A 15,909-nucleotide genomic window follows, 5' to 3' on the forward strand; every position below is an offset into this window, starting at 1 on the left:
GTTCGGGGTTGCTAGACGACGTCGCTGAGCTCACGCAGGAGCGCGGCTTTGCCCTTGGCGCCGACGATTCGCTTCACCGGCTGACCGTCCTTGAACAGGATCATCGTCGGGATCGAGACGACCTGGAAGTCGCGCGCGGTGGCGGGATTCTCGTCGACGTCGATCTTCGCGACGGTGAGCGCACCGGCCTTCTCGGAGGCGATCTCTTCGAGCACCGGGGCGACCATCTTGCAGGGTCCGCACCAGGTCGCCCAGAAATCAACCAGGACAGGGGTTCCGCTGGACAACACGTCGTCGGAGAACGAATCGTCGGTCACCGTGACCGTGCTCGAACCGCTCATTGCTGTGCTCCTATCAGATCGGTGTCATCCGTTGTGGTGGAAGTTCTCTCGCCCGGCTCGGCGTGCTCGGCCAGCCAACGTTCGGCGTCGATCGCTGCGGCACAACCACTTCCGGCCGCGGTGATGGCCTGGCGGTAGGTGTGGTCGACCAGATCGCCTGCGGCGAAGACACCGTCGAGCGAGGTGTACGTCGTGCGTCCCTGCACCGACACGTAACCCTCGTCGTCGACGTCGAGCTGGTCGCGGACCAGCCCGGAGCGGGGATCGTGGCCGATGGCGACGAACACGCCCGTCACCGGCAGGGTGCTCTCCTCGCCGGTTTCGCTGTTGCGCAGGTTGATTCCGGTCACCTTGGGGTCGCCGACCACGCCGGTCACCTGGGTGTTGGTAAGGAACGTGATCTTCTCGTTCTGCTGCGCGCGCTCCAGCATGATCTTCGACGCGCGGAACTCCTCGCGCCGGTGGATCAGCGTCACGCTGCGCGCGAAACGGGTGAGGAACGTCGCCTCTTCCATCGCCGAGTCGCCGCCGCCGACCACCGCGATGTCCTGATCGCGGAAGAAGAATCCGTCGCAGGTGGCACAGGTGCTGACGCCCATGCCGAGCAGTTCGTCCTCACCGGGGACGCCCAGGTGGCGGGCCGCGGCACCCATAGCCAGGATGACCGCACGCGAGTGGAAGGTCTCGTCACCGACCGTGACGGACTTCACGGGTCCGGTCAGATCGACGGCGTCGACGTCCTCCATGCGCAGGTCCGCGCCGAACCGCAGCGCCTGCTCGCGCATTTCGTCCATCAGTTCCGGGCCGGTGATGCCGTTCCGGAAGCCGGGGTAGTTCTCGACCTCCGTGGTGGTCATCAGCGCGCCACCGAACTGGCTGCCCTCGAAGACCAGCGGCTTGAGCTGGGCGCGGGCGGCGTAGACGGCGGCGGTGTAACCGGCGGGGCCGGAGCCGATGATGATGAGATCGTGGACGGTGTCTGAGGAGGTCATGCGAACCTTTCTGCCTGAGGCAAGAGTTCTCCAGATCCGCAGTTGGGTAAACAACCGCGTTGGTTAAACACCAGGGTAGGCCCGCGTGTTCCCGGGGTCGTACCCGGCGCGGCACACGTGGTCAGCGGTCGAACACCGTCTCGGCGAGCAACCCCGGGCGGGCCGCGCTGCAGGTCTGGTCCACCGCGACAGCGACGGCACGCTGTGGCTCTGGGGCCGGCAGCAGCAGCACCACCGCCGCGGTCCCCGCCATCTCGACGCGGCGTCCGCCCACGACGTCCACGCCGGGCGGGTGGCCCAGGCCGGAGAGGCAGTCGGCGCGACGGGCCGGATCGGTGAACGGGCCCAGGTCGGATGGGGAGGCCAGGACGTTGCGCAGTTCGTCGTCGGTGAGGGGGAACGCCGCCCGTGCCGGCCTGTCGGCGGTGATCTGCGAGGCCGTGGGCCCGCGCGGGAATCGGGGTTCGGGCTCGTCGACCAGCGCGGCTGCGCCGACGGCCACTGCGAGAACGGCGGCGCCGACTCCGACGCCCAGGCCGGCGCGCTGCGCGTTGCTGAGCCTGCGCGGGCCGGCCGAGTGTGCGGCGTCTGGACGCGGGGCGGCACGCAACGCCGCACCGATGCGGGCCGTGACGTCGCCGGGAACATCGGGTGCGGGGGCCTCAGAACCCAGGAGGGCGAGTTCACGGCGGACCCGTGTCGAGGTGGCGTCGTCGAGCTCCGCGGGATCCCCGTCGATGGTGCTGCCCGTGTCGCTGCTCATCGTCGCCCCCGCCGATCGTCGCCCGCACAGATCGTTCGAGGCTATCCGACGGGTTCCGCAGTTCTCAGTCCGCTGCGGCCGCGCGGGCCGTCAGGCAATCGAGGGAGGCGGCCAATTTCGCACGGGCCCGCGAACACCGTGACTTCACGGTCCCCTCGGCGACTCCGAGCATGCGCGCGGTCTCGGCCACCGAGAATCCCTGCATGTCCACGGCGACGACGGCGGCGCGCTGTTCGACGGGAAGACGCTGCAGCGCGCGTTCGATGACGATTGCGGTGTCCAGGCGCCCGGTGGGATCGACGGTCCCGCACAGGTCGGCGTCCAGCTCGTCGCAGGCACGAGCCTTGTTGCGCCGCAACCGGTCCAGGCACGCGTTGACCACGATGCGGTAGAGCCAGCTGCTCACCGCGGAGTCGTGCCGGAACGATGGCGCGGTCCGGTGCGCGGCGAGCATCGCATCCTGCAGCGCGTCGGCCGCGTCGTCGGGATTGCGACTGGTCAGATGCGCGAGCCGGTAGAGCTGACGATGGTGGCGGTAGAACAGTTCCTCGAACGCGTACCGGTCCCCGGCGACGTGTGCGGCCAGCAGCTCGGCGTCGGTGCGCAGCCGGTCCGGTGGTCGCGGATTTCCCCCGAATATCCCCACAGCCGAACACTAATCGCGGCCGGGGGAGGGCCCTGTCACCAGTTTTCAGCGGGACCGCCACCGAATCAGGACCGCGCGTTGAGGGTGACCTCGGCGATGTCCGAACGACTCTCGCCGTCGACCTGACCCAGCGTCGAGACCCACACGAGCACGTTCGACGTCGGCTGGGTCTCGTCGACCTCGATGGTGTTCGAGCCGGGCTTGAGCGGGGTCGGCTCCGTCAGCGCGGTCGTGTCCTCCAGCGAGGACGGTGTCGCCGACGACGCGGAGCGAATCTGGACCGAGGTGCCGGTGCTGTTGAGGTTGATCGTGACGGAGCCGATGGCCGTCGGCTCGGGCAGCTGCAACATCAACCCGACACCGTTCTTGAAGTTCGGGAACGGCACGGGGTCGCTGTAGGTGTCGATCGGCCACACCGTCGAGGAGTCGCCGTCGATCGCGAGCGGAGCCTGATCGGGTGCGTCGGCCTCACCTTCGGGCGAGAACACCGTGGCGCGAGCAGGTTTCACGGCCGAGCCGGCCGGGGTGCTGCCCGGACTCTCGGACTCCGACGAGGACGGCGCGTTCAAGCCGAGCTCGTCGCCGCCGAGGCCGCTGCCGACATCACCGAAGATGCGGCTGAGCACGGTGGCGAGGAGCACCACGGCGATGATGACGATGGCGCCGGCGACCGACAGCCCGACGATCAGGCCTTTGCGTTTGCGCGCTGCAGTGTCGGCGTCGGCGTCGGCGGCCCAGGCGGCGCCGTCGGGTTCGCGGACGGGGTCGTCGACGGGTGCGATGTGATCGGTCCGGTCGGCGATCGCCGTCGCCTGCTGCAGCAGGTTCAGCAGCGTCGGGGCGCTGCGGATGCCACCGCCGTCCTGCACGGCGCGCGCGGCGGCGGCCGAGATCTGGAACGGGATGTCGCGGTCGACAGACCTGGGTTCGACGGGCTGGCCCGCCGCGTCGAGCTGGGCGGCGGACAGCCCGCTGGGCTCCCCGGTCTCGGGCAACGGCCAGGCGTTGACCAGCAGGGCGTACAGCGAGGCGCCGATACCGCGGATGTCGTCGTCGGGCGACGCGTCCGGCAGCGTTGCCGGGAACGCCAGCGCGACGTCGCCGTCGATGCTGACCCGGATCCGGCTCGGATGGTCGACCGACAGCGCGACGCCGTTGCGGTGCGCAACCTCGGCTGCGGCTGCCAGGGACTGGATGGCGCGCGCCCCACCGATCGGAGACGGATGGGTCTCGGCGACCTCGGCCAGCGAGCCGCCGCGGATCCACTCGCTCACCACCAGCCCGCCGGTGCTGGACTTCACCACGTCGAGCACGCGGGCCACGCCGGGCATGTCGATACGGCTGAGCCGCTGGGTGCGGTCGAGGATCTGCTGGACCTCGGCCTCGGGCATCGTCGCGTCGGGGTCGACGAACGTCAGCGCCACCTGCCGGTCCAGTTTGGTGTCGAGCGCCTGCCAGAACTGCAGACCGGCCGGTCCGCCGTGGGCGACCAGCAGGCGGTAGCGGTTGGCGATCGTCGAACCCGGGATCAGGTGGATGTCCTCGGCGGCCGTCGCCGTCTCGGTCGGGGGTTCCTGCGGCGGGGCGAACGCGAGCGCCTCACGGGTGGGGTCGTTGCTGTAGTCCGACGGCGGCCGACCGGTCTTGATGGCCTTGGTCGCCGAATCGTCGGAGGGCGCCTCGGGGTCGGACTGTGCGGGCGCGGGCGGCTCGGGGATGTCCGGGACGTCGGGCTGGAAGTCGTCGGGCGACGGCCTGGTGATGCGCGTCGTGGCCGCGGAATCGGAGCCCTGTGGGGAATCGCTGGTGGGTTTCTCGCTCACCGCTGACCCTTTCCGCCTCCCGTCGTCGGCAAACTCGCCCGAGGGCCCACGCGCCGCCGATCTGGGAAGCTGACGTCGGCGTGGCGGGGCCTGATTGCTCCGATCAGCGTACGTGAGAGGCGCAGTCGGCATGGCCGGGACGGACGGGGTGGCTGCCGGACTGCGACTTCCGAAGCGGCGGCGGACTGCGGCCAGTGCCGACCGGGCCTCGGGAACCTTCGCGGCGAGCATCACCGCGGAGATGACCGGCACCATCACCAGCCCGAGGGCCACCAGCCGCAGCAGCGAGCCGCCGGCACCCCAGTGCTCGGTAAGGTTCTCCAGCCCGAGCAGCTGATCGACGACGTGGGCGATCAGGCCGGCGGCCAGCGACGCGGTGATGGTGACCAGGATCGTGCGGACCACGTCGTTGCCGATCAACCGGCCCCCCGGCGGGTCCAGCCGGGCACGCAGCAGCAAGTAGCCGACGGTGGCCCCGGCGAGGAAGCCCAGCCCGTTCGCCAGGCCCAGGTAGCCGGCGACCAGGTGCGGATCGGTGGTGAGGTGCGGCGCCGCCAGCGAGGCCGCGACCTTGACGATCGTGATCACCAGGATGAGCACGATCGGCGTCCACGGCTCCTCACGGGCGTAGAACACCCGCAGTTGCAGCAGCACCAGCGTGTACGGGATCAGGGTGAACGCCGAGAGCGTGATCGCCATCCCCAGGTAGCCGGCGTCGACGGCGCCGAAATTGCCATAGGAGAACAGGGCGCTGCCGATCGCGGGGCCGCCGACCGTCATCATCGCCACGACCGGGATCAGCACCACCATCGTGAGCCGGGTCGCCAGCGACAGGTCGGCGAGCACCGCCGGTCCGTCGTCGGCCGCCGCGTTGCGGGACAGCCGCGGCATCACCACGGTCAGGACCGTCACCCCGATGATGCCGAACGGCAGCTGCAGGATCAGCCAGGTGTAGTTGTAGATCGCGGGACCCGAGGCCGAGGACGCGCTGGCGACCTGGTTGCCGACGATGAACCCGACCTGGCTGATCAGCACGTAGAGCACCATCGCCAGGGCCATCATCCCGAACTTCTTCAGCCGGTCGTCGATGCCCCACAGCGGCCGCAGGCTGACCCGCTCCCGCCGGATCGCGACGAACAACACGGCGGCCTGCGCGACGACACCGAGCGTCGTGCCGATGCCCAGCACCAGCAGCTTGGCGTCGCCCATCTCGACCGGGTTGAGCGAGAGTTCGCCCGGGACAAGCACATACAGCACCAGGGTCAGGATCGCCACGACGTTGTTGACCACCGGAGCCCACGCCGGCGGCCCGAAGATGTTGCGGGTGTTCAGGATTGCCATGAACACCGAGGACAGGCCGTAGAAGATGATCTGCGGCAGCAGCAGGTACGCGAACGCCGTGGTCAGGGGACGGCTGACCAGCGGCTCGGAGCCCAGCATCAGATCGACGAGCAGTGGCGCGGCGACGGTCGAGAGGATCGTGACGACCAGCAGGAGCGTCGTCGCGAGCGTGAGAAGCCTGCGCACGAAAGCGGTTCCACCGTCGGGGTCGTCGCGTTCGGCGCGGGCCAGCACGGGGACGAAGATCGCGGTGAAGGTGGCTTCGAGCACCAGCGCGGCGATCATGTTCGGCAGCTGGTTGGCGACGGTGAACGCACTGGACAGCGCCGCGCCGAGAATGGCGGCGAGCAGCACGATGCGGGCGAATCCGGTCAGGCGGCTGACGAGTGTGGCCAGTGCCATGCCCCAGGACCGCGACACGACCGCCGAGTCGGACATCTCCGGCCGTGGCGACCGGGGGGCGTCACCGCGAGGGGGTGGTGTCGGCGGGGGAGGCGTCCTGCGCACGGGCCGGGGCGGCGGCGGGGTGCGGCGCGGACCCGCGTCACGCATCGTCACCGCCGGTGGTGGCCCGCGCCCGGCGCGCGGGCTTCGTGTCGAGCGGGGTCGTCTCGGGGTCCGACGGATCGTCGCCGTAGGCCAGGGCCACCTCGATCGGGTCGGGCCGGTCGAGGTCGGCACGGTCGGGCTGGCCGCGGAAGCGGTGCCACAGGCGGCGGCCGACGAGCAGCGCGAGGACCGCACCGCCGGTGAGCGTGATGAAGAACAGCACCTTGCCGTAGGCGTTGGAGTGGACCGACAGCCTGACGGGTTCGCCGAGCGGCAGCCCGTCGGCGGTCCGCAGCGCGACGTCGACGGCCACCCGCTGGGTGAAGTGCACCTCGATCGGGACTTTCAGCGGCAGGAAGCCCGGCGGCAGCACGATCTCACCCATGTCGGTCACCGACATCCCCGGTGGTGCGTCGATGTCCAGTCGCACCCGGATGGGGACCGGCAGGTCGTTGCGTAGCGCCAGCGGAAGCGGGCTGCGTTCGGTGGCAAGGGTGTACGAGCCGCCGGGGTTGACGATCGTCACCGCGTTGAACAGGTCCTCGACCGTGCGCCGGACCGTGGTGAGACGCTGCTGCGCCAGACCGTTGCGGGCGTCAGGGGGAACCGAAAGACTCAGTGCGCGCAGCAGATCCTCACGCAGCGGGGCCGTGTACTGGTATCCGGTGAGACCGGTCCGCTCGTCAGTGGTCAGGGCCAACGTCAGACCCCAGAGCCGACCGGTCGCCGCCGAGATGCCGGTGACGACCCCGGCGTCGAAGCGGCCGCGCGGATTGCCTAGCGGCCCCGCGGGCAGGGGGGCGTTCTGCGCGGAGGCCGCGGCCTCGTTGATGAGGACGGGCAGCGGCCGGGGCATCGCGAGCCCGGAGCGGATGCTGGTGGCCACCGCGGTGAGGATCGCCTGCGCGTCGCCGGGCGTCAGATTCCACATCAGGGGCGGCATCAGCACCTGGGTGCGCGGGGTGGTCCCGGGCTGCAGGCTGCGCCAGAGCACCGACCCGAGCGCGTCCTGCCGCCGGGCCGCCTCCGAGTCCTGTTTGACCGCGATGTCGAGCGACGGATCGACATAGGACGGTGTGTCGGGTGCGGGCCCCATCCCGGCCAGGGCGGCCCCGACGGCGGGGTCGAACGGCGCGGCGACGACGTTCGGGGTGTAGCGGACCGGCAGGGTGTCGGCAGTCTCTGTGCCGGCGGCGCCGGACTCGTCGGGACCCATCAGGTTCGCCGCCCCGATCGCGACCGTCGGCCCCTGCCCGGAGAGCAGCTGCACCGCGGGTGCGGTCAGGGGACCGTCGCCGATGAGGCTGGCGCCCTTGGTCGAGAGCACACCGAGGATCTGGTCGACCACGACGCCGGTGCCCGCGGTGGCGATCGTGGACAGACCCGGATCGGCGACCCGGTCGAGGGCGTCGAGATCGGCCTGGGCATAGGTGGTCGGCGCCACGCACATCCTCGTGGCCAGTGTCCTGAGGCGGTTGAGCCAGTCGATCGCAGCCTGCTGACCGGTCCCCGGGTGGGTCGGCGTGCGAGGCCCGGCGTCGGCGGCGTCGTTGACGACGTAGCCGGTGGTCATCGCGTTCACCGTCACCAACAGGTCGGGGTCGACCGCCAGGCACAGCGCACGGGTGACGTCACCGCCGGGATCGACCTGCGGACTGGTCGCGAAGTCGACGGCCGTGAGCATGGTGTCGAGGCGGCCGCCGGGCGCCAGCGAGGTCGCCAGCTCGTCGTCGATGAGACGGACCGGGGTGGTGCCGCCGGGTGCTCCAGCGGCGAGCCGAGGACGGTCGGCCAGCGGCCAGAACATCGTGATCCCGACCGGACGGGTGGTGTCGGGCGGGACAGCGGAGTCCAGCGCCTCGCTGGCATTGTCCGAGCCGGCCTCCGGGGGCACCCCGAGGACCGGGAGCAGGAAGCGGGAGTCGTCGAGGCGGGCGGCCGATCCGTAGTCCGGCGTGCCGTTGACGTTGACCATCATCGGGTAGACACCGGGGCTGTCGATGCGCAGGGACGACCCGTCGGGCGCCCGCATCGGATACGCCAGACGGAACGGAACATCCTGTCCGCGAGCGAGTTCCGGCGCGGCGGTGATGAAGTCCGCGACCGGCTGGTACTGGTCGACGTTGCCGGCGAGGTTGGTCCGCAACCCGCTGGAGGACGTCACCGCGGGCGCGCGTTCGAGGCGCACGACGACGTCGCGGACGGCGCGGTCGCCGATGTTCTTGATCGTGCCCGTGACCGTCACCAGTTGGTCGCTGGTCGTGGTGACGATCTCCGGGGTGACGCTGTCGATCTGGACGCGCAGGAAGGGCATGGAACCCGGTTGGGCGTCTGCGGCGGGGGGAGCTGCGGCGGGTGCGAGGGCGAGCAACAGCGCGATCACCGCGATGAGCAGACGCGCGGGCCCCGTCACGGCCCTTGACCGCAGCCGTTCGTCCGCCGGCCGGGCTGTGGTTGCGCAGTGGGGTCAGGCCTGCGCTGGCGGGTGTGGGAGTGCGTCTGTCCGCGGCGTCGCGGTGTCGTGCGCGGCAGCGGCGGCAGAGCGCCGGGCCCGTCGGTGTGCAGTTTGTCGATCAGTTCGTCGGCCACCTCGGCCAGCTTGCGTTCGTCGGCGTAGGCGAGCCGGGACGGCAGTTCGCGCAGCGGCACCCAGGCCACCTCGGTCACCTCGACGTCCTCGTCGGAGAGCTCACCGCCGAGGAAGCGCATCAGATAGTGGTGCACGGTCTTGTGCACCCGCCTGCCCTCGGTGACGAACCAGTAGTCGATGCTGCCGAGCGCGGCGAGCACGTCGCCCTGGATGCCGGTTTCCTCGGCGACCTCGCGGATCGCGGTCTGCTCGGCCGTCTCACCCATCTCGATGTGGCCCTTGGGCAGCGACCACAGCATGCGGCCGCGCCGGTCGATGCGTCCGATCAGTGCCGCGACCTGGTCGTCCTTCGGGCCGTCGAGGCCGTCGATGACCAGGCCGCCCGCCGACGTCTCGTGCACGGTGCGCAGCCGCTCGGGGGGCCGGCGGGCGCGGGACTTCTGCGGTTTGGGAGCTGGGGTCGTGGTGTCGTTCGAGGCGCCGTTGGAGTTGTGTTGACGGACGGTGGCGGGCTGATCGGACCCACCCTCGGGGGGACCTGCCGCGCGTCGGCCACGGCGCCGGCCCCGGCGCCGTCGTGGTTTGGCCTGCTCGCCGTCCGACACCCAAGCGATGATAGTTGCCGTGAACACCCGCCCCCGCCGCACTCGCCGGAAGGTGACATCGCTGTGACCAGTAGGCTCACCGGACGTGCCTGACCCCCTGTCCGACGCCGAACTGCTGGCTGCCGCGCAGGTGTCGCTGAACAACCACCGCGACGTACTGTCCCAGCTCGGCCGCGTGTTCGCCGATCACGGCCACGACCTCTACCTGGTCGGCGGCAGTGTGCGTGATGCGCTGCTGGGCCGGCTGGGCGCCGATCTGGATTTCACCACCGATGCGCGGCCGGAACAGATGATGCGGTTCCTGCGCGGCTGGGGCGATGCGCTGTGGGACACCGGCATCGAGTTCGGCACCCTGGGCGTCGGCAAGGGCGAGGATCGGCTGGAGATCACCACGTTCCGGGCCGACACCTACGACAAGGTGTCACGCAACCCCGAGGTGCGCTTCGGCGACAACCTCGCCGACGATCTGGTGCGCCGCGATTTCACCGTGAACGCGATGGCCGTGCGGGTCACCCCGGCCGGGCCGGCCGAGTTCCTCGACCCGCTCAACGGCCTGGCCGCGCTGAAGGAGCGGGTGCTCGACACCCCGTCCGAGCCCGAGGTGTCCTTCGGCGACGACCCGTTGCGCATGCTGCGCGCGGCGCGGTTCGTTTCGCAGCTCGGGTTCGCCGTGGCGCCGCGGGTCCGGCGCGCGCTCGACGACATGGCTCCGCAGCTGTCGCGGATCACCGCCGAGCGGGTGGCCGCAGAGCTGGACAAACTGCTGCTCGGCGCCGACCCCGTGGCCGGTGTCGACCTGATGGTCCAGACGGGGTTGGGCGACGTGGTGTTGCCCGAGATCGGCGCGATGCGCATGGCCATCGACGAACACCACCAGCACAAGGACGTCTACCAGCATTCGCTGACCGTGCTGAGCCAGGCGATCGATCTCGAGGGTGCCGGCGGCGCCGATCTGGTGTTGCGCTGGGCGGCGCTGCTGCACGACATCGGCAAGCCGGCCACCCGCAGGCACGAGCCCGACGGCGGGGTGAGTTTCCACCACCACGAGGTGGTCGGGGCGAAGATGACCCGCAAGCGGATGCGGGAGCTGAAGTACTCCAAGCAGATGATCGCCGACGTCTCGCAGCTCGTGTACCTGCATCTGCGGTTCCACGGCTACGGCGACGGCCGGTGGACGGACTCGGCCGTGCGTCGCTACGTCACGGATGCCGGCCTGCTGTTGGACCGGTTGCACAAGCTGGTCCGCGCGGACTGCACGACCCGCAACAAGCGGCGTGCGGCGCGGCTGCAGGCCAACTACGACGACCTGGAGCGCCGCATCGAGGAGCTGGCGGCCAAGGAGGATCTTGCGCGGGTCCGCCCGGACATCGACGGCAACGAGATCATGCAGATCCTCGGGATTCCGCCAGGGCCGCAGGTCGGCAAGGCCTGGAACCATCTCAAGGAGCTGCGGCTGGACCGCGGGCCGATGGATCACGACGAGGCGGTCCAGGAGCTGCTCGCGTGGTGGAACCAGCAGGACCGGCCGAGCGTCTGACCATGTGTGGAGTACTGCCTGGGTGACCCCGACGGGTCCGCCACCGTGTGGACCGCCGGTGCCGACACCGACCTCGACGGCGACGGTGTGCTGGACGCGGTCGGCCTCGACCTCGACGACGACGGGGTGATCGACGACGCGCTGCTCGATCTCGACGACGACGGGATGGCGGATCACGCCGTGATGGATGTCGACGGCGACGGCGCCCCGGAGGCGTACTACACCGACGACGGGACGGGCACCTGGGCCGTGGGTGCCGACCGAAATGCCGCGGCGCTGAGGTGGTTCGGGCTCGACGGTGTGGAGCATCCCGCGTCGGCGGCCCCGGCCGACCTCGACACCGACGGCCTCCCGGAGCGGCTCGCCGACTCGGATGGCGACGGCCTGGCCGACCGAGCGTTCGGGGCGGGGGAGGTGTGGGTGGACACGGACGGCGACGGCACCTGGGATGTGCGGCTGACCGACGCGGACGCCGACGGCATGGCAGACGGTGGCGAACGACTTCGCTGACGGTGGGCCTCGCAATCCCGTTTGTCGGCTCTTCGGATGACAACATCGCTACTGACGGGTTGGTAAATTTGCCGCTAGTCCGGCGAATTCCGCCGGGGAAGAGGGGGCTCTCCGTGTCGGCACATTCATCGCGCACCGCAGGTGGTTCACCAGCGACCACCACGTCGAAAGGCCGCCACCGCGCTGGGAGGAAGACCCCGCGGGAGGCATACAGATGGCTCGGAGCAGGGGCTTTCACCCTCGGAATGGGTGTAGCCCTGATGGCAGGAACCGGGACCGCTACCGCCGACAGCGGCACGGACGGGTCGGAGTCGTCGTCCACGAGCACCGACTCGCGGTCCTCTGACGCATCGAAGACGAACACCGCCACGGAGGCCAACAACGAAGCCGGCTCGGAACCGGACGGTGCGAGCGCGACGCCGGCCGGAGGCACAGAGAACGATCGCGACGTTGCCGAAACCGCAGAGGCCGAGGCGGCCGACGAGAACGAGGACGCTTCATCGTTGAAAGACAACCAGCGGAAGACCGCCACGTTCCGCCGTGTCGGCGAGGCACCGGCAGCGGGGGAGGCGACGTCCGACGGTCCGGTCGACGAAGATCCGCTCCTTGCAGCGGCGTTCGCGCTGCCGGTCGTGCCTTCCGACGGGAAGGAAGCTGCGAAGGGTTCGAACCGTTCTGCAGCTGTTCCGAACACCGCTCCGACAGTGACCGTCCGCTCGCCCGGTTCGCCGGGGATGTTCTCCTCGAATGTCTACGGGCGTATCAAGGCGACTGATCCCGACCGGGACAAGCTCACCTACATCGGCGGGTCAACTGCGCTGGGCAAGGTCTCCGTCAACAGGTTCGGCTCGTTCACGTACACCCCGACCAAGGCCGCACAGCACGATGCCGCGGCGCCCAACGGCCGGAAGACGGATTCGATCGGGATCACCGTCGACGACGGGTTCGGTGGCGTTGTGACGACCTACGTGACGGTCACGATCAAGCCTGCCAATGCACGTCCCAACGGCAGAACGACGATGGGAGCTACCAACCCCGCCACGGGTGCTGTGACGGGCAAGGTCACGGGCACCGACAAGGACGGCGACGTGCTGGGGTTCGCTGGATCTGCAGCCACGGAGCGAGGCAACGTCGTCGTCTACGGCGACGGGACATTCGTGTACACCCCCACCGCTGAGGCACTGGCCGGGGCGACGAGCTTGTTCAAGCGGACCGATCGGTTCTCGGTGACGGTGACCGACGGGCATGGCGGCACTGCGACGGTCTCGGTGCGGGTCAAGATCCCGAAGCCGGGTGCGAACCAGTCCCCTCAGCTCGGAAGTCCCCAGTTCACGGTCGACGGCATCGACGGCAACAACGGACTGGTGGTCGGTCACATCAACGCGACGGATCCGGAAGGGTTCGCGCTGACCTATCGTCTCAACCTGACCGTCGACCCCGGCGTCGGCACGGTCGCCGTCAATCCCGGGGGCCAGTTCAGCTTCGTCCCCACGGTCGCAGCGCGCGAGGCGGCGTTCCGTTCTCCAGGCGAGGACACGGTGCAGTTCAGCGCCGTGGTCACCGACGGCGCCGCGGAAAGCATCGTCGTCATCACCGTGCCGGTCAGCGCCAAAGCGCCCCCGCCGCCGCCTCCGTCGACACCGCCGCTCAGTGCCAGGGTGGATTCGTTCGTTGCCGCGACCCGGGGCAGGACGATCGCCGCGCCGGACGGCAGCTATCCGGGCGAGTGCGTGTCCCTTGTCAAGCGGTTCCTGCGCGACGTACACGGAATCTCGGCGGGGGCTTGGGGCAATGCAGTCGACTACCGACAGGGCGCTGTCGGGGGTAATCAGATGGCGGCGCGGGGCTTCGTCTGGCGCACCGACGGCAATTTCCAGAACGGCGACATTCTGGTGTGGGGCAGCGGTGCCGGAACAGCCTTCGGCCACATCGGGATCTGGCATGCGGGCAAGCTTTACGACCAGAACAACTACGGAAGCGGTCGGGCGTCGGCTCCCCGTACCGCCAACTACTCGCCCTATATCCCGCCCGGCCGACTGGGCTACTGGCGCAAGGCGTAGCAGGCTCTAGCCGCGGCCGGGCCCTGGCGGTCCGGCGAAGGCCTGCGCGATCGTCAACCACTTCTCGGCGTCGGGCCCGGTCGCGGCGACATCCAGCTCGGACCGGGCGCGTCGCTGCGTGACCACCATGCAGAAATCCTGCGCAGCGCCGGTCACGAACTGCTCGGCGTCCTCGGGGCCCCACGTCCAGACCGATCCGTCCGGTGCGGACAGTTTCACATGGAACGGTTCCGCCGGCGGGGTGAGTCCGTTGACCACGTAGGCGAAATCCCGCGTGCGGACGCCGATGTGGGCGATCGACTTCAGGCGCGCGGTCGGCGTCCGGGCAACGCCCAGCGCGTCGGCGACGTCGAGGCCGTGCGCCCAGGTCTCCATCAGCCGGGCGGTCGCCATCGACGGAGCACTCATCGGCGGGCCGAACCACGGCAGTTTGCGGCCGTCGACGACCGTCAGCAGTTCGTCGTGCAGGGCTTTGCGGGTGGCCCGCCAGTCGGCGAGCAGCTCGGCGGGTGGCAGCGCCGCCAGTTCCTCGGCACCGGCGTCGACGAATCCGGAGGGGTTCTCGGAGGCCTGAGCCAGCACCGCGGCGAAACCCGCCTCGTCGGTCACCGACAGCAGCGCGACGCGGTCGGTCCACAGCAGGTGTGCGATCTGGTGGGCGATCGTCCATCCCGGCGCGGGCGTCGGGGTCGCCCACCGGTCGGGCGTCAGCGCGGCGACGAGTCCGTCGAGGTCGTCGCTTTCCGCGCGTAGATCGTCGACCATCGGGGCTGCTCCGGCCATACGGGTCACCCTAGCCGCGGGCCCGCCGACGCCGGCCCACCACCGCATGGACGGCGAGCCCCGCCAGGTAGATCGCGGCGCCGCCGGCGGCGAGCGCGGGGGACTGGCCGTTCGCAGGGATCACCGCTGCGGCGCCGGTGATCGCGATGATGAAGGCCAGCCAGAACAGGGAGTCCTGCACCGCGAACAGATGTCCTCGCAGCGCGTCGTCCACGTCGATCTGCATGGCGGTGTCGGCGCAGAGCTTGACCACCTGGCCCGCCGCACCGAGCAGGAACCCGCACACGATCATGACCGGCAGGTGCAGGGTGGCGCCCATGAGCTGCACCACCGCGGAGAACGCCAGCGCGCCGTTGGGCGTCGCGTACCGGCCCCACTTCTTGACCAGTGCGGGGGTCACGAGGGTGGCCAGGAACTGTCCCGCGCCGCCCGCGGTGACGAACAGGACCGTCGTGCCGAGACCGGCCACCGTCGCGGCTTCGGTGTGACGGACCATCACGAGCACCAGCAAGGTGTTGATGCCGAAGACCATCCGGTGTGCGCCCAGCCCGGCCAGTGTGCCGGCGACCGTCGGCACCGCCAGGACGGTGCGGGCGCCGTGCACCCATCCGGTCGCCACCGCGTAGAGCGCCGAACCGTGGACCGCGCGCACGCTGTCGTCGGGACCCAGCAGGCGCGGTGGGAACCGCATCGACAGCCACAGCGCCAACCCCACCGGCGCGGTCACGAGGAAGATCACCACCGACGCACCGGTGTCGCCTGCCCCGAAGAGCCATCGGGGGATCAGCATCGACATCGCCCCCGCGAACGCGGCGACAGAACCGGTCGCGGTGGCCACCGAGTTCATCGCGATCACCTGGGCCCGCGGAACGACGTGCGGTAGAGCCGCCGAGAGTCCCGAGGAGACGAAGCGGGTGAACCCGTTGGCGAGCAACGCGCTCAACAGGATTGGGATGTCGCCGACGCCGGCGGCCAGCAGCGCACCGACACCGACGATCACCGCGAGCCGGCCGGTGTTGGCGGCGACGAGCACCAGGCGCCGGTCCCAGCGGTCGAGCAGCGCGCCGGCGAACGGGCCCAGAAGCGAGTAGGGCAGGAACAGCACCGCGAATGCCGCGGCGATCGCCCACGGCTCGGCTTCGCGCTCCGGGTTGAACAGGATGGCGCCGGCGATGCCGGCCTGGAACAGCCCGTCGCCGAACTGGCTCACGGCCCTCAGTTCGAGCAGCCGCCGGAACTCCGGAAGCGCCCGCACCGAACGCCACAACGTCCGGGGGGCGCTGTCGTCGGGCACGGGTGTCACGTCCTGTTGGGGCTGGGGGTCGGGTCGGTCGGCGTCTCGCGCGAAGCGACCCGACCCACAGTACAA

The 15,909-nt window shown here is 70.2% G+C and carries 12 protein-coding genes; 3 read left to right on the plus strand and 9 right to left on the minus strand.

What is annotated here, in order from left to right; all coding sequences use genetic code 11:
* Nucleotides 1-11: 11 nt before the first annotated feature.
* The 7 genes from trxA to FHR72_RS02460 form a co-directional block, all read right to left on the minus strand.
* Nucleotides 12-341: a thioredoxin gene (gene trxA / locus FHR72_RS02430; protein ID WP_183466298.1), complete on the minus strand. Its 330-nt coding sequence runs from the start codon at nt 339-341 to the stop codon at nt 12-14.
* Complete coding sequence (gene trxB, locus FHR72_RS02435) at nt 338-1,333, minus strand: thioredoxin-disulfide reductase (RefSeq protein WP_183466299.1); 996 nt, start codon at nt 1,331-1,333, stop codon at nt 338-340. The genes trxA and trxB overlap by 4 nt, the downstream gene beginning before the upstream one ends.
* A gap of 121 nt (nt 1,334-1,454) precedes the next feature.
* Nucleotides 1,455-2,096, minus strand: a complete 642-nt coding sequence (locus tag FHR72_RS02440) for an RsmA family anti-sigma factor (RefSeq protein WP_183466300.1) — start codon at nt 2,094-2,096, stop codon at nt 1,455-1,457.
* 64 nt (nt 2,097-2,160) lie between these two features.
* Nucleotides 2,161-2,742, minus strand: coding sequence for an RNA polymerase sigma factor SigM (gene sigM / locus FHR72_RS02445; RefSeq protein ID WP_183466301.1), 582 nt, complete (start codon nt 2,740-2,742; stop codon nt 2,161-2,163).
* Between the two features lie 65 nt (nt 2,743-2,807).
* Nucleotides 2,808-6,458, minus strand: a complete 3,651-nt coding sequence (murJ, locus tag FHR72_RS02450) for a murein biosynthesis integral membrane protein MurJ (RefSeq protein WP_183466302.1) — start codon at nt 6,456-6,458, stop codon at nt 2,808-2,810.
* Complete coding sequence (locus FHR72_RS02455; protein ID WP_183466303.1) at nt 6,451-8,868, minus strand: DUF6049 family protein; 2,418 nt, start codon at nt 8,866-8,868, stop codon at nt 6,451-6,453. Before FHR72_RS02455 ends, murJ begins: the two co-directional genes overlap by 8 nt.
* Entirely contained in the window at nt 8,865-9,650 is a 786-nt protein-coding gene (locus tag FHR72_RS02460) for an NUDIX hydrolase (protein WP_183466304.1), read from the minus strand. Before FHR72_RS02460 ends, FHR72_RS02455 begins: the two co-directional genes overlap by 4 nt.
* An 85-nt stretch (nt 9,651-9,735) precedes the next feature.
* On the opposite strand from FHR72_RS02460, the gene FHR72_RS02465 reads away from it, so the two are divergent.
* From FHR72_RS02465 to FHR72_RS02475, 3 genes are all read left to right on the plus strand, one after another.
* The gene (locus tag FHR72_RS02465; RefSeq protein ID WP_183466305.1) at nt 9,736-11,187 is read left to right on the plus strand and encodes a CCA tRNA nucleotidyltransferase; all 1,452 of its coding nucleotides are present in this window, start codon (nt 9,736-9,738) and stop codon (nt 11,185-11,187) included.
* Nucleotides 11,188-11,193: 6 nt separating this feature from the next.
* Complete coding sequence (locus tag FHR72_RS02470; RefSeq protein ID WP_183466306.1) at nt 11,194-11,697, plus strand: pullulanase; 504 nt, start codon at nt 11,194-11,196, stop codon at nt 11,695-11,697.
* Nucleotides 11,698-11,957: 260 nt separating this feature from the next.
* Nucleotides 11,958-13,757: a cadherin-like domain-containing protein gene (locus FHR72_RS02475; RefSeq protein ID WP_183466307.1), complete on the plus strand. Its 1,800-nt coding sequence runs from the start codon at nt 11,958-11,960 to the stop codon at nt 13,755-13,757.
* Between the two features lie 6 nt (nt 13,758-13,763).
* On the opposite strand, the gene FHR72_RS02480 is transcribed toward FHR72_RS02475, so the two are convergent.
* Together FHR72_RS02480 and FHR72_RS02485 are read right to left on the minus strand one after the other, a co-directional pair.
* The gene (locus FHR72_RS02480; RefSeq protein ID WP_183466308.1) at nt 13,764-14,540 is read right to left on the minus strand and encodes a TIGR03084 family metal-binding protein; all 777 of its coding nucleotides are present in this window, start codon (nt 14,538-14,540) and stop codon (nt 13,764-13,766) included.
* A gap of 10 nt (nt 14,541-14,550) precedes the next feature.
* The gene (locus FHR72_RS02485; protein ID WP_183466309.1) at nt 14,551-15,834 is read right to left on the minus strand and encodes an MFS transporter; all 1,284 of its coding nucleotides are present in this window, start codon (nt 15,832-15,834) and stop codon (nt 14,551-14,553) included.
* Nucleotides 15,835-15,909: the final 75 nt, after the last annotated feature.

The sequence above is a fragment of the Mycolicibacterium iranicum genome (assembly GCF_014190915.1).
In the GTDB taxonomy this organism is placed as follows: Bacteria; Actinomycetota; Actinomycetes; order Mycobacteriales; family Mycobacteriaceae; genus Mycobacterium; species Mycobacterium iranicum_B.